The following is a 23675-nucleotide window of genomic DNA, read 5'->3' as shown; positions in this document are numbered from 1 at the left end:
TTCATTTTAAATAAAAAGCGGGCTAAAGCCCGCTCTAATCATCCTATTTTTAAACTCTAAATATAATCTAAGGATTTGTTGAGAAAATAGATCCGTTTGCAATCAATGCACGTCTGTTCATTTTCAGAATATCTCTTACCCATTCTGCAAAATCTTCCGGCTGAAGCACTTTATCAGGATTTCCGTCTGTTAAACCACCTTCAATACTCATATCTGAAGCAATTGTACTCGGCGTTAAAGTAACCACACGAATGTTTTGTTTTCTCCATTCTGCCATCATAGATTGTGACAGAGAAACTACTGCTGCTTTTGAAGCTGCATAAGCTGACATATTTGCACCACCTTTCAAACCTGCCGTTGATGCTACATTGATGATATCGCCTTCTCCTTTTTCTTTAAGGAAAGGATACACTGCTTTTGCTGCATAATACACTCCAAAAAGATTGGTCTTTATTACCTGTTCCCAGGTTTCTGACGGCATATCTTCGATGCTTCCGAAGTCACCAATTCCGGCATTGTTGATAAGAATATCTACGCCACCAAGCTGTCCGGCAATAGATTCAATACCTGCTTTTACATGAATTTCGTTATCAATACTAAAAACTGCATACGCTGCTTTTACCCCTAATTTTTGAATCTGATCAACAGTCATTTTAAGATTCTCTTCATTTCTTCCTGTGATTCCTATGTTTACTCCTTCATTGGCAAGGATCAAAGCAACCGCTTTTCCTAAACCTTTACCACCACCTGTGATGATGGCATTTTTTCCTTTTAAATTCATTACATCAAATTTTACAGATGCAAAATTACAAAACCATTTTTTTAAACAAGTGTTTATATTTTCGATTTATCAACATTGAATTATCAGGTTCTTCTATAACACAAAACCAACTTACTAGAAGTTGGTTTCTGAAAGTAATCTATGAATGAAAATTCAGATTAAGGGATTAAAATTGATTCTTCTACCTGAAAGTCTTCTGAAGCTGAGAATTTATTTCCGTACATATCAGAAGCTCTCACGTCTACTTTATGCTTTCCTAAAGTGAGTTTATTGGTAAAACCTCCCATCCAGATATGCTTTGAGTTTTCAGGATTTGAAGGTCTTCTTCCCGGAAAAAGCTTTTCTGTTGTGTCCCATTTAAAAACTGATTGCGCAAAGTTAGGATCAATGGTTTCGGTATATTCCATATCTTTCCATTCTCCATTGTCGATTCTGTATTCTACTTTGTCTTTTTTGCTTCCCATAAAGAAGTTGGCCAAGATTTTAGCTGATGTTTTTGACGGATGGGGAACAACATTGGGAACATACAACTGAATCTGATAGTCTTCCGGTTTTCCGGCAGTTTTATATTTAACTTTATATTGGTTATCATTAAAACTGATAAAAGAATATCCTTTCGCTGTACCGTCTCTCATTGTAGAAGTAGGCAATCCTACATCATCGGAAGTTCCTGACCACCAGTCTCCGCAGGTGGTTCCTACGTTGTACTCATGCAAATTTTTTGCGTTATTCCAGCCTTGTGGTTTTCCGTAGAAAATCTGCTGCTGAATGTGCGTGTGAGCAGACAGCAATAAAGCATTTTCAAATAGGGAAAGCGCATCAAATAATTTCTGACGGTCTGCATTTCTGAAATTATCTTCATTATTATGCTCCAACGGAATATGGAAAGAAACCACAACCAGTTTATTCTTATCAACTAATTTTAAATCATTCTGAATGAACTGAATCTGATCTTCACGAAATCCGCCCCAATACCCTCTTCCGTCTCTCGGATCTGGATAAAGAATATCGTCTAACACTAAGAAATGAACGTTCCCGTAATTGAAAGAATAATTTGCCGGACCGAAATTGGATTCGAAAGTTTCGTCTGAAAACTGATCTTCCTGAGCATCATAATTCATATCATGATTTCCCATTACGTTATACCAAGGCAGACCGATTTCTTTCATCACATCAGCGTAAGGTTTCTGTAAGCTTAAGTCATCACCAACCAAATCGCCCAAACTCAAACCAAAAACAGCGTTTTTCTTGTTGTTTTTAACTTCATTTACAATAGATCTTTTAAAATAATCCAATTGTTTTTCTGTGTAGGGTTGCGGATCTCCAAAAACTAAAATGTCGAAGTTTTTGCTTTCATTCTGTTTATTCAGGGCAAAATTCAACTCTTTCGGAAGCGTTCCTGTCGGGGCTGTACCTTTATATTTAAAATCTGAAGGCGAACCTTTTGGTTTGTACTGATAAAAATACTGAGGAAGATTATTAGAATTCAAAGCAGACTTAAATCCTGAAGGCTTGATGACAAAAATCGTCTGGTTTTCCTGAACCGGCAAACTGTATTTTCCGTTTTTATCGGTTAAAACAACCTGCGCTCCATTAGAAACTGCTACATTTTCTATTCCTTTTTCGCTTTTTTCTTTCTTCTGATTGTTATTGGCGTCTTCATAAACATACCCTGAAACGGAAGTTTGAGAAAATGCCATTGCCGAAATTAATAAACACGGCATTAAAAATTTTATATTCATTTTACTTTTAGATTATTGATTGAATTAATTACTGATTCCACCAGTTGATAACGTTGATATTATCACCACCGATCGACTGTACTGCCGCCTGATAATTGTTTGTGTTAAGAATCTTGGTTTGAACGGGATACATCAGTCTTTGAGGTAATTTCGCATCATTTAGCAATCCATTGTTATTGGGAAGTACAGGAAAACCTGTTCTTCTTTTTTCATACCACTGCTGCTGATCTACAAAGAAAAGAGCAACATATTTCTGAAGCATAATTCTTTGTAAAGAACCATTATATGCAACATTTGGATTGGTAAAGTAGTTGGCAGGAACCACACCTCCCCATTGTTCTACAGCAGCCTTTACTCCGTTTTCGTAGAAAGTCTGTGCGCTTCCTGAGATAATTCCTCTCTGAACAAATTCGGCAAGCGTCAATTGAAGCTCTGCATAAGGATAAATAAGAATTTTGAGTGGTGCTTTTGCCAAATTCTGATTCATATTGGATGGCTGATAAGTAAATACTGTTCCCGGAGCATATCCTGCAGGAGCGCCTTTATAACCAAGATTTGCATTGGTGGCTATATCTTTAGCCTGAGAAAAGAAAGTAGCCATCCTCGGATCGTTATTACTTTTCAGTGTTTCCACAAAAAATTCTGCTGCGGCTCTTCCTGTTGTGAAATCCTGAGGTCTCGCAATCGGTGGTAAAAGCGGCGCAACACCCGTAATATCTAAACCTGCTGTATCTGCATTACTCGTCATCAACGGATAGGTTGTAGGATTATTGACAATCTCCTGAATTTTACCATATACATCAATTTCACCGTTTTTCTTTAAAATTCTACCCAATAATCTTAATGAAAGCGAATTACAAAACTTTTTCCATTTAACAACACCGGCAGCCGAAGTGTTTGCACCAAAGAATAAGTCTGCATCTGAAATTGTTTGTGTGGTTACAAATAAAGAATTTGCAGTTTTTAAATCTGCCAAAAGTTTGATGTAGATGTCTTTTTGTTTATCAAATTTCGGTTGGGTAATTCCCTCTTCAACACGTGAAGCTTCACTGAATGGAATGTCACCAAAAGTATCGGTAAGATTTGCAAACATCCATGCATTTAAAACTAACGCAATAGCCTGATAGTTTTTATCACCCTGCTGCGTTGCAAAGTCATACATCTCTTTGTTTTGCTTTAGCCATTTGTAAGAAGTATTCCAATAAGAATTTCCTGTAGTTTCTGTGATGTAATATCTGCTGAGTGAGTTTCCTTCATTAGGAAAGTCGATAGAAACCTGCATGATATCAAAAGTGAAATTATTAGCTCTTGTGTAAGCATTTGATGCCATGTTATATTGTATCGGCATCAGAAGACTTCCCGCTGTGGGAGTATTGATTTTGCTGGTGTCTGTATTTATTTCTTCGAAAGATCTGTCGCAAGAAGTAAGCATTGCAGTGGCTATAAGAGCTACGCAGAATTTTGAAATGTTATTTTTCATGATTTTTTCTTTTTTAAAATTTAGCATTCAGTTGTATACCCACAGTTCTTGCTGTTGGCAATTGACCCACTTCAACACCCGGTGTGATAGAAGAATCGTTAAGTGTAGCAGCTTCCGGGTCGAAAAGTGGAAAATTTTTAGTCCACATCAATAGATTTCTTCCGTATAAAGAAATACTCAGATTAGACATTTTAAGAGATTTCACCATATCCTGTGGAAAATCATAGGTAATGGTTGCTTCTCTCAATTTTAGAAAAGTAGCATCGAAGCTATTGGTTTCTATATTGGCTCTTCTGTAATAATCTCCATAATAGGTGTGAAGGGCAACTGCTTTGGTATTGGCAGAAAAACTACCATTTGAATTCTGAACAACACCATCACCTACGAAAGTTCCATTCGGATTGTCTCTTCCCGGCAAAGTATTTTCAAGCTTACCCTGTTCAGACATTTTGTGATGAGATTGAGAATACACCATTCCTCCGTATTGACCATCTAAACTGAATGAGAAAGAAAAGTTTTTATATTTGAATGTGTTTTGTAAACCCCCTCTCCATTTGGCATAAGCGTTTCCTACGTATTCTATTTTTGTAGATTTTGCCGTTAATCCGTCCGAACCATAAATTACCTGACCATCCGGTGATCTTTGTAATTTTGCTCCGTACATATCTCCTAAAGATCCTCCCACTACCGCATTAAAGAAAACTACACCCCCTACAGAAGACATCGTGTAAGGCTCTCCGCCAAATTCTTCCGGTAACGAAAGAATTTTATTTCTGTTCATGGACCAGTTGGCATTCACATTCCATGAGAAATCTTTAGTCTTGATAGGATATGCTCCAAGCGTCATCTCAATACCTCTGTTTCTCACTTCACCGGCGTTGATAATTCTGGTAGAATATCCGGTTTCTATCAATGTAGGAACAGGAATAATCTGGTTATCTGTATTACTCTGATATATCGTAACACCGTATGTTACTCTATTTTTAAGAAAACTGACATCCATCCCCGCTTCAATGTTGGTATTCATTTCAGGTTTTAGATTGGGATTAAGGTAGACAGAGGCAATCTCAGCAGAATTATTAAAATCACTGGCATTATAAGTCTGTATTAAATTATACGGATCTGTATCGCTTCCTACCATAGACCATGAAGCTCTCAGTTTCCAGAAGTTAAAATTGTTTGATTTTAAATTAAATAGATCTGAAAGGATAACTGATGTAGCTGCCGACGGATAAAAATATGATCTGTTAGCTTTGGGAAGTGCACTACTCCAGTCATTTCTTGCAGTAAGATCCAAAAACAAAACATTATCATAATTTAAAGAAGCTAAACCGTACAAGCTATTCATTTCTTTATCTCTTGGCTGAGGTACTCTTGTAAGCAAAGAAATACCATTGGTAAGTTCGTACAAACCAGGAATTTTTAATCCTGTAGCACGGTAATCATATAAATTATACTCATTGTATCGAAGGTTACCACCTGCGGATGCATTAAAACCAAACTTTCCAAAATTATTTTTGTAACTGAATAAAACATCTGTATTGAATTCAGAATTTTTAATGTGCTGCTCTCTATAATATCCCTGAAGATAATTGGCAGAGCTGTACGGTCTTTTTGTTGTTCTAAGTTCATCGGTAAGCTCAATCCCGGAACGCAACATCACATCAAAGTTTTTAGCAAATTTGTAATTGGCAGTTACATTTCCTGTAATAAATTTCTTATCTAAACCATTGAGCATTTCGTATGCAATCAAATATGGATTATCAATAAAAGAACTGAACGGATGTATCTGATCAATCTGATCTTGTCCTTTCTTCCAGATCGGTCTGTACCACTGCAAATCTACGTTCGGATTCTGAAAAATCATGAAATAAGAAATCGACTGATTGTTGTATCCTGTCGCAGGCAGATTATCACTTTTGGTATTGTTGTATGCAAACTTGGTTACAATATGAAGCTTATCGCTTGCATGATGATCTACAGATAAAGCACCATTAAATCTATCGAAACCTGTATTGGGCATCATCCAGTTATTTTTGGTGTAATTTAATGATGCCCTGAAAGCTGTTTTTTCGGTAGAACTTTCAATTGACAAATTATTGGCATACGTAGTTCCTAGTTCCCAAAAGTCTTTTATATTATTTTTGTAAGGCTTCCACTCTTGTCTCTGAAGGCTTTGTCCTTCTACGGTCGGATCGTATTGAAAATAAGACTGTCCGTTAAATTTTGGACCAAAAGCACTACTCGTAGAACCTGTATTTACACCATCTGGAGAAGCTTGGTAAGAATAATAAAACTGTCCTGCGGTATTTTTCTGTAAAGTTCCCTGTCCGTACTCGTACTGATAATCCGGCCAATGCAAAACAGAATCAAAACTTGTGTTAGAATTAAAAGTAACTGATACTTTACCGTTTTTAGATTTCCCTGATTTTGTGGTGATCATGATGGCACCATGCATTCCTCTAGAACCATACAATGCTCCTGCTGTAGCACCTTTAAGCACTGTTACAGATTCTATGTCATCAGGATTAATGCTGTTAAAATTATTACCAAAATCTACAGGAAGATCACCACCGGTTCCTGCTCCATATGCAGCATTTCCTGTTCCGGTGTTTGTACCTCCCAAAGGCACACCATCTACAACAATTAAAGCCTGATTGTTATCTAAATTCATAGATGCACTACCACGCAAAGTAATTTTTGCAGATCCTAATGGTCCCGTTCCTGCAGTCTGAATTTTCAAACCTGCTACTTTACCTTCCAAAGCTTGCGCCCAGTTGTTATTCTGTGTTTTTGTAAACTCTTCACCTTCTACCTTTTCGGCTACATATCCTAATGATTTGTCCTGTCGTTTAATTCCTAAAGCAGTTACTACCACTTCATCAATGTTCTGAATAGTGTCTTTCTTTACTTGCTGTTGAGCTGCAACATTGACGCTTATCAATCCTAGTACAGACAACATGAACAGCTTTTGAGTCTCTTTACGCATATCCTATTTTTGTTTGTGCAAAATTAGAACGCCATTATGACTAAGCTTTTAACATCACCTTAACATATTTTAAACAAATATTGAACGTCATATTAACTATTCTTTAACCAAAATCATAAGTCACTATTAAACATCCACTTAGAATGATGAATAAAATTTAATGTATTACATATGACTTTTGAACGCTATTTTATAAAGATCTTAAATAAGTTTACTATCAGAAACAAAAATACCTTACAAAATGTAAGGTATTTTATTAAAAGACGATAGCAGTTTATTGGGTATTCTTTAAAACATCCGGAACATTGGTAGTGATATACCCTATTCCTTGTTCTTTCAGTTTTTTATAAATTTCTATATCATTGACCGTCCAAGAATTGGTGATCAAACCTAAACTGTTGGCTTCATTAATCCAAGTGGGATTTTTTTCAAAAACACTGTAATGATAATCGATTCCGTCTAAACCTTCAGCCTTGATTTGTTGTGGGGACAATTCTCCGTTGAGATACTGAACTTTAAATTTCGGTTCTGCTTTTTTAATCTCCTTACAGATATTAAGACTGAAAGAAATAAACTCACTTTGAGATTCAAGTTTCATTTCCTTGATGGTTTTAATGGTTTTAGCCACTAATTCATCTTCCAGTTCTTTGGTTTTAGCAGGTTTGATCTCAACAATAAGCTGCAATGCTTTATCTTTTTTCCCTTGCTTCAGATAGTCTTTTAAGGTCGGTAATTTTTCTCCATTAGATAATTTCACTTTTTCCAATTCTTTAAAATCAGTTTCCGAAATTTCCATTTTTCCATGATGCTCATCATGATTAATCACCAGAATGCTGTCTTTGGTCATTCTAACATCAAATTCAGATCCGTAAATTTTCAGATCCTGAGCATTTTCCAGTGCTTTCAGAGAATTTTCTGTTGTTGCCGGATTGGTTTTCCAATATCCTCGGTGAGCGATAATTTTGGTTTGTGCATTCATAAAAACTTGTGTTAAAACTGCAAACCCTAAGATAAACTTTTTCATAAATTCTAAAATATTCTTCTACATTATTATTTTTTTCACCTCAAGTGAATATCTGCAAAATTAAAAAGAGATTTTTAAGATCAGTTTAATTCTGATTAACATTTATTGAACCTAATATTAAATTTAACCATTCATTTCTCCTCAATACTTATTATTTTTGTGAAAATAAACCCAAGCAATGCCCGAAAATAGTCAGCAAAAGATAGAACAGCTCCGGAAAGAACTTAATCAGCATAATGAAAACTATTATCTGCTGGATGAACCGAGCATTTCTGACCTTGAATTTGATTTATTATTAAAAGAACTTCAGGATCTGGAAGCTAAACATCCGGAATTTCACGATGATAATTCTCCTACCGTACGTGTTGGCGGTGGCGTAACGAAGATTTTCCCGACCATTCAGCATCAGTTCAGAATGTATTCTTTGGATAATTCTTACGATTTTGATGACTTGGCAGATTGGGAAAAGCGAATTATCAAAACGATTGATGAGCCGGTAGAGTTTGTTGCAGAATTGAAATATGACGGTGCTTCTATTTCTATTTTATTTGAAAACGGAAAATTAGTTCAGGCAGTGACTCGTGGTGACGGTTTTCAGGGAGATGAAATTACTTCCAACGTTCGCACAATTTCAGATATCCCGATTACGTTGAAAGGTGATTTTCCTGAACGTTTTTTTATGCGTGGAGAAATTTATTTAACGAGAAAAAACTTCGATAAAATCAATAAACTTCGGGAAGAAGAAGGCTTAGATCCGTTTATGAATCCCAGAAATACAGCAAGCGGAAGTTTGAAAATGCAGGACAGCGGTGAAGTGAGGAAACGAAGATTGTCTTCAGTTTTGTATCAATTTGTTTCGCAAGAAACGACCGCAGAAAGCCACTGGGAATTGCTTCATAAGGCTCACGATTGGGGTTTTACAATTTCGGATCAGACAAAACTCTGCAAAAATTTAGAGGAAATAAAAGAATTCATCAACTTTTGGGATATAGAAAGACATCATCTACCATTTGAAATTGATGGAATTGTACTGAAAGTCAATTCATTAAAACAGCAAAGACAGCTCGGTTACACGGCAAAATCTCCACGCTGGGCAATGGCTTATAAATTTAAAGCTGAAAAAGTAGAAACCGAATTGCAAAGCGTTTCATATCAGGTTGGAAGAACCGGAGCGATTACGCCTGTTGCCAATCTGAAACCGGTTTTATTGGCGGGAACAGTGGTAAAACGAGCATCACTTCACAACGAAGATATTATTAAAAAACTTGGTTTACACGAGCACGATTTTGTTTTTGTGGAAAAAGGCGGCGAAATTATCCCGAAAATTATCGGCATTAATACAGAAAAAAGAAATTCCGACAGCAAAGAAGTTGAGTACATTAAAAACTGTCCGGAATGCGGAACTGAACTGATAAAACTGGAAGATCAGGCGATTCATTTTTGTCCGAATGATTTGCATTGTCCGCCACAAGTTGTGGGCAGAATGATTCATTATGTTTCCAGAAAAGCTTTGAATATTGACAATCTGGGAAGCGAAACCATCGAGCAATTGTACAAAGAAAGACTCATTGAAAATCCGGCAGATTTTTATGCTTTAACGAAAGAACAGATTCTGCCTTTGGAAAGAATGGCAGAAAAATCGGCTCAGAATATTATTGACGGTATCGAAAAATCAAAAGAAATTCCGTTTGAGAAAGTTTTATTCGGAATCGGTATTAAACACGTTGGGGAAACCGTTGCCAAGAAATTGGTGAAAAATTTCAACACCATTGACGAATTGAAAAAAGCAACCGCAGAAGAATTGTGTCAGGTTGAAGATATCGGGATGAAAATCGCTGTGAGCATCGTAGATTTCTTTAATAATCCTGAAAATATTCTGATGCTTGAACGCTTGAAATCTTATGGCGTTCAGTTGGAAAAAGGAGAAAATACGAATGAGGTTTTATCAGATACTTTAGATGGTAAAACGTTTCTTTTTACAGGAAAATTATCTCTTTTCACCAGAGAATCTGCCGAAGAAATGGTAGAAAAACACGGAGGGAAAAATATTTCTGCAGTTTCTAAAAACTTAAACTATTTAGTGGTTGGTGAAAAAGCAGGAAGTAAACTGAAGAAAGCACAGGATATCGGAACGATTGAGATTTTGGATGAGCAAGAGTTTCTTGATTTGACACAAAAATAACAATCATATTTAAAATTTAACATAATATATCATTAAGGTTTTATCTTAATGATATATTTTTGCTTTTCTACTTGTAAAGAATTTAAAACTAATAATTTATATGACAAAAAATTACTTTCTAATTTTAATATTTCTGTTTTCTGCATTTCAGGCACAAATTGTGAATATTCCGGATGCAAATTTTAAGGCTAAACTATTGGCTGCAAATGTAACTAATAATAAAATTGCTAAAAACCTATCTGGACAATGGACAAATGTTGATACTAATTATGACGGAGAAATTCAGATAACTGAAGCAATGAATCTGACATATCTTGATCTTACAACATCTCCTCCAAGTACAAACTATATAACAAATCACTTAGGAATAGAGAGTTTTGCCAATCTAAGTTTTTTAAGTTTTAATAGAAATCAACTCTCCAGTATAAATTTAAACCTTCCAAACCTAACTGATTTAAATGTAAATTCTAATTCTGTAACCTCACTTAACGTTCAAAACTGTCCGAATTTAGAAATTTTACATATATCTTATCATGGTTTTACTAATCTTAATGTACAGAGTAACTCACTAAAAAATATAGATATTGGTGACAATCTTAATCCTTTTAGTATAAACTTTCAAAATACACCAAATTTGGAAATTGTTACAATGTTTTTTGCTCCAATTGTTTCGATAGACTTAAGTAACAAACTTTTTCTAAAAAAAATCCGTCTGGAGAATATGGATATGCTTACCAGTTTAAATTTACAAGGTTGTAATCTATTGCAAGAAGTGCAGCTTGTCAATCTTTATGTAATTCCGAGCATTAATCTCCAAAATTTACCTGCCTTAACTACTGTTTATTGTACTAATTCTTCTAATTTACAATCTGTAAATGTAAGTAACAGCATTAATATTAATAAATTATATATCAATAACAATAATATCGCCACTGTTGATATTAGCACACTTAATAACTTGCAAGATTTTAAGGTAAATGCTAATGATTTAATTTCTTTAAATCTAAGTAATCACACTTTATTAAAGTTTGTAAACTGCGATGACAATGACCTAACTAGTATCAATCTTCAAAACACACCTGCTTTAGAAAATCTTTCGTGCGAGTACAATAATCTACAAAATATTAATCTACAGTTTTCTCCTCAACTAAAAACATTGAATGTAGGATCTAATTATTTAACATCCATTAATGTTTCAACACTTCAAAATCTGATAAGTTTAGGTGTTCAACATAATCAATTACAATCTTTAGATGTAACACACAATCCCCTTTTAACCTCTTTAGGATGTAATAGCAATTACGGTTTGGAATATCTATTTTTAAAGAATGGCTCATTGCAAGCTAACTATACAAATTTTAATGACACAGATTATTTAAAATATATTTGCTGCGATGACAGTCAAATAAATGCTTATAATTCTGCCGCTATATATAATGCAGGATATTTTCCGGTAGTGGTAAACTCTTATTGCTCATTTACTCCCGGAGGGACTTTTTATACCATACAAGGAAACACAAAATATGATTCTAATAATAATGGTTGCGATATCAATGATTTCAATAAGGCTTTTCAAAAATTTAATATTAGCAGTGGAAGTGTTTCAGGAATCTCATTATCCAATAATTCAGGAAATTATTCGATTCCCGTTCAAGCAGGTTCTCATACGATCACACCAGTTTTAGAGAATCCAACTTATTTTAATATTTCGCCCTCAAATTTTACAGCCAACTTTCCTGTACAATCAAGCCCTATTTCACAAAATTTCTGCTTGTCTGCAAATGGAATTCATAATGATCTCGAAGTATTTGTGATTCCTATTACCGCTGCTGCACCCGGTTTCAACGCAAAATATAAAGTTATTTACAAAAACAAAGGAACCGCTTCACAATCAGGAACTTTGGTTTATAATTACAATGATAATCTGATGAATTACCAGAGTTCTACACTTGCTCCAACATCACAATCGTCGGGAGTTTTAAACTGGAATTTCGCTAATCTTCTTCCATTTGAAACAAGAGAAATCACTTTAACATTTGTACTCAATACACCAACACAAACGCCACCTTTGTCGGGCGGAAATGTTTTAAATTACACTATACAAATTAACGGTGCTACAGACGAAACTCCGTTGGATAATACGTTCACATTAAACCAAACCGTTGTAAATTCTTTCGATCCTAACGACAAAACCTGTTTAGAGGGAGCTACAATCGCTTCGACACAAATTGGTGATTATGTACATTATTTAATCAGATTTGAAAATTCCGGAACTGCAAACGCACAAAATATTGTAGTGAAAGACCTGATTGATACTTCAAAATTTGATTTAAGTACTTTACAAGCCTTGAACGGAAGTCATAATTTTGTAACGAGAATTACCAACCCGAATACCGTAGAATTTATTTTTGAAAACATCCAATTACCTTTTGCCAATGCCACTAATGATGGTTATGTCGCTTTTAAAATCAAAACAAAATCTACTTTGACACTCGGACAAAGCTTCAATAATACCGCAAACATTTATTTTGATTATAACTTCCCGATTGTGACGAATACCTACACAACTACTGTACAAAACATCTTAGGAACATCAGAAGTTAGTAATGATAAAATCGATATAAGCATTTACCCGAATCCTGTAAGCAACACTCTTTTCATTAAGTCAAAAGAAAAAATCGTAAAGGCTGAAATTTACGATACCGCAGGAAAGAATTGTAAGCTCTCGAAGTGTAAATAATGATTCGATTGACGTATCTGAACTCTCCAAAGGCAATTACATGATCAGATTATACACAAAAAGTCATTTTGTAACTCAAAAATTTATTAAAAATTAATTTTCTCAATTCAAAATAACAAAAAGACCGTTTATAAGACGGTCTTTTCATTTTTAGAAGGAATTTAATTATTCCTATATTCAAGATTTATTGTAATTTTATTAAAACAAATCATACAATGGATTTTCTAAAAGATCATTCTATTCAAAATGAATTGGTATTAATTTTCATTTCGGTAATTCTGGGGCTATTCATAGGTGCAGAAAGAGAATACAGAAATAAATCTGCAGGTTTGCGAACATTTATTCTGGTATGTTTCGGTTCTTGTCTATTCACGATACTTTCAATAAAAATCGGGGTGAGCAATCCTGATCGTTTAGCCGCAAATATCATTACAGGAATCGGTTTTTTAGGAGCCGGAGTCATTTTCAAAGGGGACAATAAGATTGAAGGAATCACCACTGCTACTACTATTTGGGCAACAGCTTCTATTGGAATGGCAGTGGGTGCAGGATATGTTTATCTGTCTTTAACGGGGATGGTTTTGGTTCTGCTGATTTTGAGTTCACTCAATTATTTGCAGAATTTTATCGACAGCAATCATAAAGTCCGTGAATATAAAATCGTAGTCAAACATTTGGAAGACATTGCTTATTTAGAAAATACATTTAAAGAATATCACTTGAAATTTATCGTTACGAGACAAAAATTCAGTACAAAGAATATTACCATAAGCTGGGTTCTTACAGGAAAACATATCCATCATGATCTTTTTATCAAAAAGCTGCAAAATGACGGTAAGGTAAATTCTTATGAATTTTAAACAAATAAGAAGCTATTGTTAAAAATAAAACTCTTAATTGCTTCTGATACCCATAACTATGATTGATTTTTATTATAAAATAGCTGGAAGTACATCGTAATTACTTAATTTTGTCTTCCATAATTTATGGACGATTTAATACATTTTTATGTTTCAGTTTTGGGAATTCCCGAAGATTTGGCGATACTCCATACCGTCAAATTTGAGCGGTTAGAAATTCCGAAGAAAACAACGATTTTAAAATGCGGAGAAACCGAAAATTACCTATACTTCATTTCTGAGGGGATAGTTCGTTTTTTTGTACACAAACCGCATCCTACAGATCCTCCAAAAGAAATTACATTTTCATTTATCGTAAAAAATATGTTTTGCAGCGCATATGATTCTTTCATTACGAGAAGACCTTGTCACTACAACATTGAAACATTGAAAGACACTGTGCTTTTCAGAATCCATTATCAAGATCTTCAGGATTTATATAAGAGTACAGAAATTGGTAATTATATTGGCAGAATTTCCGCCGAAGGATTGTATGTGAGAAAAGCACAACGAGAGATGTCGCTTTTGATGTACAGTGCTGAAGAGAGATACCTGAATTTATTAAAATCCTATCCTGACTATGTACTGCAAATTCCGTTAAAATATATTGCGTCTTATCTGGGAATTACACCGCAGGCGCTAAGCCGCATCAGGAAACAGATTTCTTAACATAGGTTCATTTTCTGTAACTATTTATTTTCCTAATTTTGCCGCTACTTAAGAGACACAAGTGATGAAACAGTATTTGTGAAAATTAAGCTAGACTTTAGAATCTAGAAGATTTAAATTCTCAGACCCTTTCAGAATAAAAATTCGGAAGGGTTTTCTTTTTCCCACGAAAATTAAATCCGTATTTTAGTCAAAATTTTTTGTAATGATAAAACGTAATATTTTAATTGCCTCGGCGTTCTTCAGTTTTTCTTTTGGAATTGCTCAGCAATACGGCGGAATGTGGATTCCCACTGAATTGAATGAAAAGGAAATGAAAGATTTGGGAATGAAAATCTCCGCCAAAGATATTTTCAACACACAAAAACCCAGTATTAAAGATGCCGTAGTACAATTCAACGGAGGCTGCACGGCTGAAATTATTTCGCCAAAAGGATTACTTTTAACCAATCACCACTGTGGTTACGGACAAATTCAGGCACACTCTACGGTTGACAATGATCTTCTGTCAAACGGATTCTGGGCTAAAAATATGGGAACCGAACTTCCCAATCCCGGCGTAACAGTTGATTTTATCGTTGATATTAAAGAAGTTACCAATCAGATTCTCGAAAATACAGACAACCTTCAGGAGCCGGAACTTTCGAAGAAAATTGCTTCCAATATTGAAATCTATAAAAATTCTCAAAAAACAGAACCGTATCAGTCGATTTCTGTAAAATCGATGTATTATGGAAATAAATTTTATGCATATGTCATTGAAACCTACAAAGACGTTCGTTTGGTAGGAGCACCGCCTCAAAGCATCGGTAAATTCGGAAGTGATACCGATAACTGGGTCTGGCCAAGACATACCGGAGATTTCTCGATGTTCAGAATTTACGCCGACAAAAACAACAAACCTGCAGAATATTCTAAGGACAACATCCCTTACGTCCCGAAACATTATCTGCCGGTTTCCATAAAAGATAAAAATGAAAATGATTTCACTTTTGTGTATGGTTTTCCGGGGAGAACTACAGAATATCTTCCTGCCATTGCGGTTGAAAAAATCATGACAGAAATTGATCCTGCAAGAATCGCAGTACGTGATGTGGCTTTGAAAACTCTTGACGAAAAAATGCGTACCGACGATGCGACACGTATTAAATATGCTTCAAAATTTGCTTCGGTTGCCAACTACTGGAAAAAATGGATAGGCGAAGTGGAAGGTTTGAAAAAATCTAATGCCGTACAGAAAAAAGTAAGCTACGAAAGCACTTTATCTGCAAAAAATCCTGAAATTAAAAATACAATAAGCGAACTCAACGCACTTTATACTCAACAGGCTCCTTTTGCTCTAAACAATGCTTATTATTCAGAAGTGGTGAGAAATGCAGAAACTTTGATGCTTGCCAATCTCTATTCTAACTACATCACAACCGTAGAAGCCGGAAGAATGGACGAAAAGGGAACTAAAGCATTCAAAAACAGACTGACTTCTTTCTACAAAGATTACAGCGCAGAACTGGATGCTAAGGTAACAGCCAAACTTTTAGCTCTGTACGCCAATAAAACAGCTCCTCAATTTTTGCCTGCAGGTTTCGAAAAATATAAAAATGAAGCTCAAAATATCACCAATTTTGAAGAAATATCAAAAAATTCTGTCATCACGGGAAGATCTGAGGTGAATGGTGCTTCATTAAGCTCGGATATTGACAAAGCTTTTTCTAATCAGGACAAATTAATTAAAACAATTAAAAAAGATCCTGTTTATCAGCTATTCATGAATATTAAAGATACATACATGAAAACTGCTGACCCTGAATTTATTTCTTTACAGGTGAAAATTGATGCCTTGCAAAAGAAATACATGGCGCAGCAGATGTCTACCGATAAAAACAGAAAATTCTTTCCTGATGCCAATTCTACACTTCGTGTAACGTACGGACAGGTAAAAGGTTCAACTCCCAAAGATGCAGTCACATACGATTACCAAACGCATTTGGCAGGTGTGATGGAAAAATATGTTCCGGGAGATTATGAATTTGATGTACCAAAAAAACTGATTGATTTGTATGATAAAAAAGATTTCGGAAATTATAAGGACAAAACAGGCGATGTACCTGTAGGATTTACTGCAACCAACCACACAACAGGTGGTAACTCAGGAAGCCCTGCATTGGATGCATACGGAAATCTGGTAGGTTTAAACTTTGACAGACAGTGGGAAGGTACAATGAGTGATATCAACTACGATCCGCGTTTCAGCAGAAACATCATGGTCGATACCAAATACATTCTTTTCATCATTGATAAATTCGCCGATTCTAAATGGCTGATTAACGAGATGAAAATAGTGAAATAAAAAAATATTTATCGTTAAAATAAGCGGGCGAAAATCTTCGATTTTCGCCCGCTTATTTTTTATTTTAGAAACCTATTACTGAAATGTAATATCAATACCCAAAAATCTCTTCCAGACTCACTTCCTTAAAACTTCCCATTTGTTCCACTGCTTCTAAATTAAGGTTTTCTTTTTTACCGATAATAGCGGTGTTGAACTGGATGGGTTTTATTGCTGTCTGATAAAACTGCTTTACATCTTCAAACTTCAGACTCTCAATCTGGCTGTAGATATCTTTCCTGAAATCGTGTGTGATTCCCAGCTTTTGCAGTCTTAACGTATTGAAAAATATATTGGTTCTTGTAATTCTCGTGGAAGCAATTTGCTTCAAAGCAGCACTTTTTGCACTTTCAAACTGACTAGTCACTTGCGGAAGTTCATCCATCAGTTCGGTCATTGTGTCGACTGCTATTTTCAGTTTGTCCGGTTGAGTTCCGATGTACGTTGTGATGTAATCCGGATGCCCGATTTCTTCACTGGGCGAATACGAAACATATGCAGAATAAGCCAAACTTTTACTCTCACGAATTTCCTGAAAAACAATAGATGATAAACCACGTCCAAAATATTCATTAAAAACATTGATCTTTCCAAAATTATCAATGTTTATATGCTGTCCCTTTCCTATTTTACTCATTTCCATCTGCACCATATCATAGTTGGTGAAGTATACATTTCCTACGGTTTCCGGTTCAGGATAAATCTTTGGATCAGAAATACTGCGACTTTGGGTTTCGATATAATTCTCTATCTCATTTTTAAATTTCTCAAAATCTTTTCCGTAGAAAAATATCTGATATTGAAATTTGAATAAACTTTTGATTCGTTCCGTAAAACTCTCAACTTTGGTATTCTGAAGCTCATCTTTTGACAGAAAATCTAAAAATCTTGAGCCTTTTCCGAGTTTTGTATAATTCGTCAAAGCAGTCATGATGCGATTTTTATCCTTTTTTCCTGCTTCTCGGTTTTCAAGAATCGTATCGACAAACTGATTGTAAATTTCCTGATCCGGCTGTACATTTTTCATCCAGTGCTGAAGCAGTTCAATCCCTTTTTCGATGTTTTCCTCCAGTCCGCTTAACGAAATCTGAAGCTGATCTGAAGTAGTTTTAAAATCATTGCTGATTCCAATTTTAAAAAATTCTTTCTTCAAATCTTCGGACGAAAACTTTTCTGTTCCCAGATATTGTAAAATCTGTGTAGAAACTCCAAGCTCACGGTCATGATCACTTCCGAAGGGGAAAATAAAATGAACCTGAGCAATTTCGTTATATTTATTTTTAACGAAACTTACTTTTTTATCTTTAATAACATCGGTTGTTATTTCTTTTTGATAATCAATAAATTCAGGTTGAATATCATTAGTTTTTTCATCTAAAATTTCTTTTAAAAATTCAGATTGTGCATCACGGTTAATTTTGATCGCAGTAATTCCGGGATTATCAACTCTAAGCAACTTATTATTGACTCCTTTTTCTTTGTTGACAACTACGTAATTATCCTGAAAGAAATTATTGGCAAAAGCGATCACTTCTTCTCGTGTAATCTCAGCATATTCATCCATTTCATTCAACTCCTGTTCCCAGGATCTTCCTTTGATGTAAGTATCATAAAGATTATTGGCCAAACCTCCTGCAGTTTCAAGACTTTTCATTCGCTGCAGTTTAAAATCATTGATGATAGCAGGAAGCATCCAGTCCGGAAAATCGCCGTTTTTCACCAGTTCAACTTGTTCCAAAACCATTTCCCGGGCTTCCTGTAAAGTTTGATTTTCTTTAGGAACGGCAACAATTGAGAAAAAACCGTACTGTTTTAAACCTAAAGAATAAGCCTGTGCCCAAAGCATTTTCTGAGTCTGATTGATATGTAAATCCAGCAATCCGGCTTCCCCTCTGTTGCTCAGAATATTGGCAACTACATCAGCAAGCATAGCTTCTTTTGAACCATAACTCTCTGTTCTCCAGGCCAGCTGAACTCTTGGAGTTGTAGGACTGTACACTGTTCTTTCGATAATTTCTGTAATGGGCTGCTCAATAATTACCTCTTTTTCAGGCAGTTCTTTGTATGGAATTTCGCCAAAATATTGATCAATGAGCTTCACCGTATTTTCAAAATCTAAATCGCCTACCAGAACAATTGCATAATTATTGGGAACATAATATTCGTTAAAATATTTATGAATCGCCTTCATTGAAGGGTTTTTCAAGTGTTCCGGCTTTCCTAAAGTGGTTTGCTGGCCATTTGGGTGATTTGGGAAAAGCGCTTCCATCAATTCATCATTTACCAATCGGGAATCATTATCCTGTGCACGGTTGAATTCTTCATAAACAGATTCTAATTCTGTATGAAAAAGTCTTAAAACAATCTCTGAAAACCTTTCTTTCTCAATTTTCAGCCATTTTTCCAGTTCGTTACTCGGGATATTGTTTTTATAAACCGTTTCATCGTACCATGTATGAGCATTGGTACCGCTGGCTCCGATGGATGAAATTATTTTATCATACTCGTTGGCAATCGCAAACTGACTGGCTTCCTGAGAAATTTCATCAATTTTTTTATAAATTTCCTTCTTTTTTTCAGGATTTTGCTCGGCTTTATGCTCTTCGTATAAATCTGAAATCTGATCAATCAAAACTTTTTCTTTCTCCCAGTTCTGTGTTCCGATTTTAGATGTTCCTTTGAACATCATATGCTCAAGATAATGGGCTAAACCTGTATTATCAGAAGGGTCGTTATTGCTTCCCGTTCTCACCGGAATGTACGTCTGAATTCTTGGTGCATCAAAATTCTGCGCCAAAAAAACCTGTAATCCGTTTTTGAGGGTGTAAATTCTGACTTTATTTTCGTCGTGGATAACTGTGGTATATTCGTAATTATTGGTGTCTGTATGAATTGTTTCCTTATATCTTCTGTCTGTCATATTTAAATTCATTTTCACTCTTTTTAGTATTCGAATGCTTTACAAATATAGCAAATCGGAAAGGAAGAGTGACTGATTTTAAAAATATTACGTCTATGATGATGATAACTTTTTTTATCTTCGTGTGGTATATTGAAATTCAGTTTGAAATAAAGAAGAAAAGAATTTAGAAATTAAACGAAATCTGGAAAAGAAGCGAAGTTGTGCTTCTCAAAAAGAAGAAAAGAACTATACTTGCAGCAGTAAACCGACTGAAAGCAATAGGACGATAATATTCCGTGAAATGAAACCAACTTTCTTCCAAACCCCAAAAGACTTCCGAGACTGGCTCGAAAAAAATCATACAACTGAAAAAGAAATTTTGGTAGGATTTTATAAAGTCGGAACCAAAAAACCTTCCATCACCTGGTCTGAATCTGTAGATCAGGCTTTATGTTTTGGCTGGATTGACGGAGTAAGAAAATCAATCGATGAAGAAAGCTACACCATTCGTTTTACCCCAAGGAAACCGACAAGCATCTGGAGTGCAGTAAATATCAATAAAGTTGAAGAACTTACCAAAGCCGGATTGATGCGAACTGAAGGTTTAGAAGCTTTTAAACTCAGAAAAGAAAACAAATCCCGAATCTATTCTCACGAAACTGAAAACATCAAGCTTTCTGATGAATACGAAAAACAATTTAAGGACAATAAAAAAGCCTGGGAATTTTTCGAAAAGCAAGCGCCATCTTATAAAAAGGTCATAACGCACTGGATCATGAGTGCGAAACAGGAAAAAACACAAATTTCACGTTTAGAAAAAACAATTTCGGAGAGTGAAAAGGAGAAGAGAGTTACTTAAAACAGTAACAGTTACAATTTTTACTCATAAAATTTTGTTATTTTTAAATTCCAAATTAGAACATATGAAAGAAGCTGTAGTAGCTCTACTCCTTATATTTTGCTTTTCCTGTACACCGCCTGAACCAAAAAAACAATCGGTAGATGAGCCTGAAAAAGAAATAGTGCAGAAAATTGTCGCTACGAAAGATTCCATTAAAAAAGACACCATCGAATTTATTTCTTATAATGATGATTTCGATTATTCACAGCTCAACGGTAAAAAAGGAAAAAAAGAAGTTTATTTTATAAACGATAATAACAACGACCGAAGTTTCCTTCGAGGTGACCTCATCGCCATTACATGGAAAAATGATTCTATTTACATTGCAGGAGACGGAGAAACTCCGCAAAATGCACAATGGATTGTTTCTGCTAAAAAAATCAGAGACGGAAACGTTTCAAAGTTCAGGAAAGAATACGGCAAAGAAATCAAATATCATTTATCTAATGAAGATCAATTGTCCGACAGCTATCGTGATCATCTTTATCTACTTGCAGAATATTATATTGCCAATTCTCATAAAGATTTAATTAAATTATCCATAAAAAATAAGGAAAACTTGTCATATTCAGTTGAGAAACGCAACAGAGAAGACAAGCAATATTACGTGCTGGGAATTTATACAGAATCTGAACATACAATCAATACTTTTCAATGGCTTTACATTGATCCTGAAACTGACAAAATCTATGAGTATGATCTGCCCAATGATAGGCTGATCTATTTTCCTTAAATTTTAAACTAAAAACACTTCATCATGGCATCAAAACAACAATTATCTGAAAGAGAAACCACAGAACTTCTTGATGTTCTTCAACAACGTTTTGAAAAAAATACCCATCGCCATCCGAAAATGGATTGGTCAAAAATTGAAGAAAAACTCACGATAAATTCACAAAAACTTTGGTCATTGAACGAAATGGAAAATTCAGGTGGCGAACCAGATGTCGTAGATTACGACAAAAACTCTGATGAATATGTGTTTTTTGACTGTTCGGCAGAGAGTCCGAAAGGAAGAATGAGTTTTTGCTATGATCGTGAAGCTTTGGATTCGAGAAAAGAAAATAAACCCCAGAATGATATACTCACAGTTGCTGCAGAAATGGGTATTGAAATTCTTGATGAAGTACAGTATAGGTTTTTACAGACCTTAGGAGAATTTGATCTCAAAACATCAAGCTGGATCAAAACACCAAAAGATATCAGAGCTTTGGGTGGCGCATTATTCTGTGACCGACGTTATAATACAGTTTTTGTATATCATAATGGTGCCAATTCTTATTATGCAGCGAGAGCCTTTCGTGGAATGTTGAAGGTTTAGATTTAAAATTACCAACACCTTCGTCAGTTCGAGTGTTTTTTGTAGCAAAGTAAAGAAAAATGTATCGGGAAACTGTGAGCTTTCCAACAATTCATTTACAATAAAAAATTGCAAAATTAAAAAGTTCCTGATATGATTTTTTCAAAATCTATTCGAATAGACGTTGTAAACACATGAAAAACTTTTAATATAAAAACTATTAATCTTACCTTTGGCGCTTCAAAAAATTTGGCATGAACACACAGTTTTTAGATTTTTGGGTAGGAAATTTTAATTCAGAAGAACAGTTTTTACAGTTTGTAGAAGAAGATGACAACTATTATCTGAATGAAGAAGATGAAGATAGTTACATCTCAAAATTTGCAGAATCACAGGACACGGTTTGGTTTGACGGTGATATGGCAGAATATGGTTTTGAAAATCTAAGCAATAATATTTACGAGAACTTTTCAGAATATTCATTTGCGGATCAGTGGCTTCCGGAACTGGTGCACAAAATCAACCTGTCAGAATTAAAATTTGACATCAACTCTCTAATATTTGTAAGTCAGGGACAAATTCCCAAGCCAGTTTCTGTAGAAAATGACGATTTTACTTTGGTATATATGGGTAGTGTGGAGATTGAGTATTAGAATAAACTAATTTTATTATCTTTGATAGTATCAAATGATAGTATCACTCATGAAACCTCCTTATCAAATTACCAGTTTAATTTTAAGCTTAATTTCAAATATCTCTCAGAAAATAGGAGAGGTAAATGCTACATATCTAATTAAAAATAATCCAAAATTAAGAAAGCAAAATCAAATTAAAACCATTCATTCATCATTAACTATTGAAGGAAATACACTTTCAGAAAGTCAGATTACCGCAATTCTAGAAAACAAAAGAGTTTTAGGTTCTAAGAAAGATATTTTGGAAGTTTTGAATGCTTTAGAAGTTTATAAACACTTAAATCGATTAAAGTTTAATTACGAAAAAGATTATTTAAAAGCTCATAAAATATTGATGAACGGTTTGGTTGAAAAGGCCGGAATGTACAGAACTCAGGGAGTTGGAATTTTAAAAGGTTCTAAAGTTGAACATATTGCTCCTTCCTCTGAAAATGTTCCTTACCTGATGAAAGATCTTTTTTACTATTTGAAAAACGATACTGAATTAGGTTTAATTAAAAGTTGTGTCTTTCATTATGAAATGGAGTTTATTCACCCATTTATGGATGGAAACGGGAGAATGGGCAGACTTTGGCAAACATTGATTTTGATGAACGAGTTTCCCATATTTGAATTTTTACCTTTTGAAACTTTAATTTCAAACAATCAAGCCAAATATTATCAAGCACTTTCTCAATCTGACAAAGAAGGTCATTCAACAAAATTTATTGAGTATATGTTGGGCATTATTGATGATTCACTTTCCGAATTACTGGGAAATTCAGTTCAAAAGCTTACCAACCAAGATAGAATTATGATTTTTCTGGAAAGTATAAAAAATGAATTTTCAAGGAAAGATTACATGAAAAAATTCTCAGAAATCTCTTCAGCCACGGCAAGTCGTGATCTAAAAACAGCTGTTGACAAAGGTTTAATTGAAAAATCAGGGGACAAAAAAACAAGTATTTACAAAAAAATATAAAAAAACTTCCGCATTTTAGCGGAA

The 23675-nt window shown here is 34.7% G+C and carries 17 protein-coding genes; 11 read left to right on the top strand and 6 right to left on the bottom strand.

Annotated features, from left to right (window positions below):
- Positions 1-67 precede the first annotated feature (67 nt).
- From ACZZ9T_RS08220 to ACZZ9T_RS08200, 5 genes are all read right to left on the bottom strand, one after another.
- Positions 68-781 (bottom strand): 3-ketoacyl-ACP reductase, encoded by a 714-nt coding sequence (locus tag ACZZ9T_RS08220; protein ID WP_463431237.1) that lies wholly within the window; start codon positions 779-781, stop codon positions 68-70.
- Between the two features lie 158 nt (positions 782-939).
- The gene (locus tag ACZZ9T_RS08215) at positions 940-2505 is read right to left on the bottom strand and encodes a calcineurin-like phosphoesterase C-terminal domain-containing protein (protein WP_463441666.1); all 1566 of its coding nucleotides are present in this window, start codon (positions 2503-2505) and stop codon (positions 940-942) included.
- 46 nt (positions 2506-2551) lie between these two features.
- On the bottom strand, positions 2552-4003 hold the full coding sequence (locus ACZZ9T_RS08210) for a SusD/RagB family nutrient-binding outer membrane lipoprotein (protein WP_463441665.1): 1452 nt from the start codon (positions 4001-4003) through the stop codon (positions 2552-2554).
- 13 nt (positions 4004-4016) lie between these two features.
- Entirely contained in the window at positions 4017-6965 is a 2949-nt protein-coding gene (locus ACZZ9T_RS08205; protein ID WP_463441664.1) for a SusC/RagA family TonB-linked outer membrane protein, read from the bottom strand.
- A 301-nt stretch (positions 6966-7266) separates the two neighbouring features.
- A complete protein-coding gene (locus ACZZ9T_RS08200) occupies positions 7267-8016 on the bottom strand; it encodes a glycerophosphodiester phosphodiesterase family protein (RefSeq protein ID WP_463441663.1) in 750 nt (249 codons plus the stop codon).
- A 178-nt stretch (positions 8017-8194) separates the two neighbouring features.
- Here ACZZ9T_RS08200 and ligA point away from each other — a divergent pair, with 178 nt between their 5' ends.
- The 6 genes from ligA (at position 8195) to ACZZ9T_RS08170 (ending at position 16853) form a co-directional block, all read left to right on the top strand.
- Positions 8195-10198 (top strand): NAD-dependent DNA ligase LigA, encoded by a 2004-nt coding sequence (ligA, locus tag ACZZ9T_RS08195; RefSeq protein ID WP_463441662.1) that lies wholly within the window; start codon positions 8195-8197, stop codon positions 10196-10198.
- A 100-nt stretch (positions 10199-10298) separates the two neighbouring features.
- The gene (locus tag ACZZ9T_RS08190; protein ID WP_463441661.1) at positions 10299-12938 is read left to right on the top strand and encodes a DUF7619 domain-containing protein; all 2640 of its coding nucleotides are present in this window, start codon (positions 10299-10301) and stop codon (positions 12936-12938) included.
- Positions 12886-13035, top strand: coding sequence for a T9SS type A sorting domain-containing protein (locus tag ACZZ9T_RS08185; protein WP_463442993.1), 150 nt, complete (start codon positions 12886-12888; stop codon positions 13033-13035). Before ACZZ9T_RS08190 ends, ACZZ9T_RS08185 begins: the two co-directional genes overlap by 53 nt.
- 118 nt (positions 13036-13153) lie before the next feature.
- Positions 13154-13798 (top strand): MgtC/SapB family protein, encoded by a 645-nt coding sequence (locus tag ACZZ9T_RS08180; RefSeq protein ID WP_463441660.1) that lies wholly within the window; start codon positions 13154-13156, stop codon positions 13796-13798.
- Positions 13799-13924: 126 nt separating this feature from the next.
- Entirely contained in the window at positions 13925-14506 is a 582-nt protein-coding gene (locus ACZZ9T_RS08175; protein ID WP_463441659.1) for a Crp/Fnr family transcriptional regulator, read from the top strand.
- A gap of 205 nt (positions 14507-14711) precedes the next feature.
- Entirely contained in the window at positions 14712-16853 is a 2142-nt protein-coding gene (locus ACZZ9T_RS08170) for a S46 family peptidase (RefSeq protein ID WP_463441658.1), read from the top strand.
- Between the two features lie 91 nt (positions 16854-16944).
- Here ACZZ9T_RS08170 and ACZZ9T_RS08165 read toward each other — a convergent pair whose 3' ends face one another.
- A complete protein-coding gene (locus ACZZ9T_RS08165; RefSeq protein WP_463441657.1) occupies positions 16945-19824 on the bottom strand; it encodes a M16 family metallopeptidase in 2880 nt (959 codons plus the stop codon).
- A gap of 271 nt (positions 19825-20095) precedes the next feature.
- Here ACZZ9T_RS08165 and ACZZ9T_RS08160 point away from each other — a divergent pair, with 271 nt between their 5' ends.
- From ACZZ9T_RS08160 to ACZZ9T_RS08140, 5 genes are all read left to right on the top strand, one after another.
- The gene (locus ACZZ9T_RS08160; protein ID WP_463441656.1) at positions 20096-20653 is read left to right on the top strand and encodes a YdeI/OmpD-associated family protein; all 558 of its coding nucleotides are present in this window, start codon (positions 20096-20098) and stop codon (positions 20651-20653) included.
- A 64-nt stretch (positions 20654-20717) separates the two neighbouring features.
- Entirely contained in the window at positions 20718-21428 is a 711-nt protein-coding gene (locus ACZZ9T_RS08155; RefSeq protein WP_463441655.1) for a hypothetical protein, read from the top strand.
- 24 nt (positions 21429-21452) lie between these two features.
- Positions 21453-22016: a DUF4256 domain-containing protein gene (locus ACZZ9T_RS08150; protein WP_463441654.1), complete on the top strand. Its 564-nt coding sequence runs from the start codon at positions 21453-21455 to the stop codon at positions 22014-22016.
- Between the two features lie 233 nt (positions 22017-22249).
- A complete protein-coding gene (locus ACZZ9T_RS08145; protein ID WP_463441653.1) occupies positions 22250-22648 on the top strand; it encodes an immunity 22 family protein in 399 nt (132 codons plus the stop codon).
- Positions 22649-22697: 49 nt separating this feature from the next.
- Complete coding sequence (locus tag ACZZ9T_RS08140; RefSeq protein ID WP_463441652.1) at positions 22698-23651, top strand: Fic family protein; 954 nt, start codon at positions 22698-22700, stop codon at positions 23649-23651.
- Positions 23652-23675 lie beyond the last annotated feature (24 nt).

The organism is Chryseobacterium sp. AC417, assembly GCF_979258215.1.
This window is presented reverse-complemented; position numbering and strand designations above follow the sequence as displayed.

Bases quoted from the DNA above. Each gene is read 5' to 3' on its own strand.
- ACZZ9T_RS08220 (WP_463431237.1), bottom strand. From the start codon at position 781: ATGAATTTAAAAGGAAAAAATGCCATCATCACAGGTGGTGGTAAAGGT.
- ACZZ9T_RS08215 (WP_463441666.1), bottom strand. From the start codon at position 2,505: ATGCCGTGTTTATTAATTTCGGCAATGGCATTTTCTCAAACTTCCGTT.
- ACZZ9T_RS08210 (WP_463441665.1), bottom strand. From the start codon at position 4,003: ATGAAAAATAACATTTCAAAATTCTGCGTAGCTCTTATAGCCACTGCA.
- ACZZ9T_RS08205 (WP_463441664.1), bottom strand. From the start codon at position 6,965: ATGTTGTCTGTACTAGGATTGATAAGCGTCAATGTTGCAGCTCAACAG.
- ACZZ9T_RS08200 (WP_463441663.1), bottom strand. From the start codon at position 8,016: ATGAAAAAGTTTATCTTAGGGTTTGCAGTTTTAACACAAGTTTTTATG.
- ligA (WP_463441662.1), top strand. From the start codon at position 8,195: ATGCCCGAAAATAGTCAGCAAAAGATAGAACAGCTCCGGAAAGAACTT.
- ACZZ9T_RS08190 (WP_463441661.1), top strand. From the start codon at position 10,299: ATGACAAAAAATTACTTTCTAATTTTAATATTTCTGTTTTCTGCATTT.
- ACZZ9T_RS08180 (WP_463441660.1), top strand. From the start codon at position 13,154: ATGGATTTTCTAAAAGATCATTCTATTCAAAATGAATTGGTATTAATT.
- ACZZ9T_RS08175 (WP_463441659.1), top strand. From the start codon at position 13,925: ATGGACGATTTAATACATTTTTATGTTTCAGTTTTGGGAATTCCCGAA.
- ACZZ9T_RS08170 (WP_463441658.1), top strand. From the start codon at position 14,712: ATGATAAAACGTAATATTTTAATTGCCTCGGCGTTCTTCAGTTTTTCT.
- ACZZ9T_RS08165 (WP_463441657.1), bottom strand. From the start codon at position 19,824: ATGAATTTAAATATGACAGACAGAAGATATAAGGAAACAATTCATACA.
- ACZZ9T_RS08160 (WP_463441656.1), top strand. From the start codon at position 20,096: ATGAAACCAACTTTCTTCCAAACCCCAAAAGACTTCCGAGACTGGCTC.
- ACZZ9T_RS08155 (WP_463441655.1), top strand. From the start codon at position 20,718: ATGAAAGAAGCTGTAGTAGCTCTACTCCTTATATTTTGCTTTTCCTGT.
- ACZZ9T_RS08150 (WP_463441654.1), top strand. From the start codon at position 21,453: ATGGCATCAAAACAACAATTATCTGAAAGAGAAACCACAGAACTTCTT.
- ACZZ9T_RS08145 (WP_463441653.1), top strand. From the start codon at position 22,250: ATGAACACACAGTTTTTAGATTTTTGGGTAGGAAATTTTAATTCAGAA.
- ACZZ9T_RS08140 (WP_463441652.1), top strand. From the start codon at position 22,698: ATGAAACCTCCTTATCAAATTACCAGTTTAATTTTAAGCTTAATTTCA.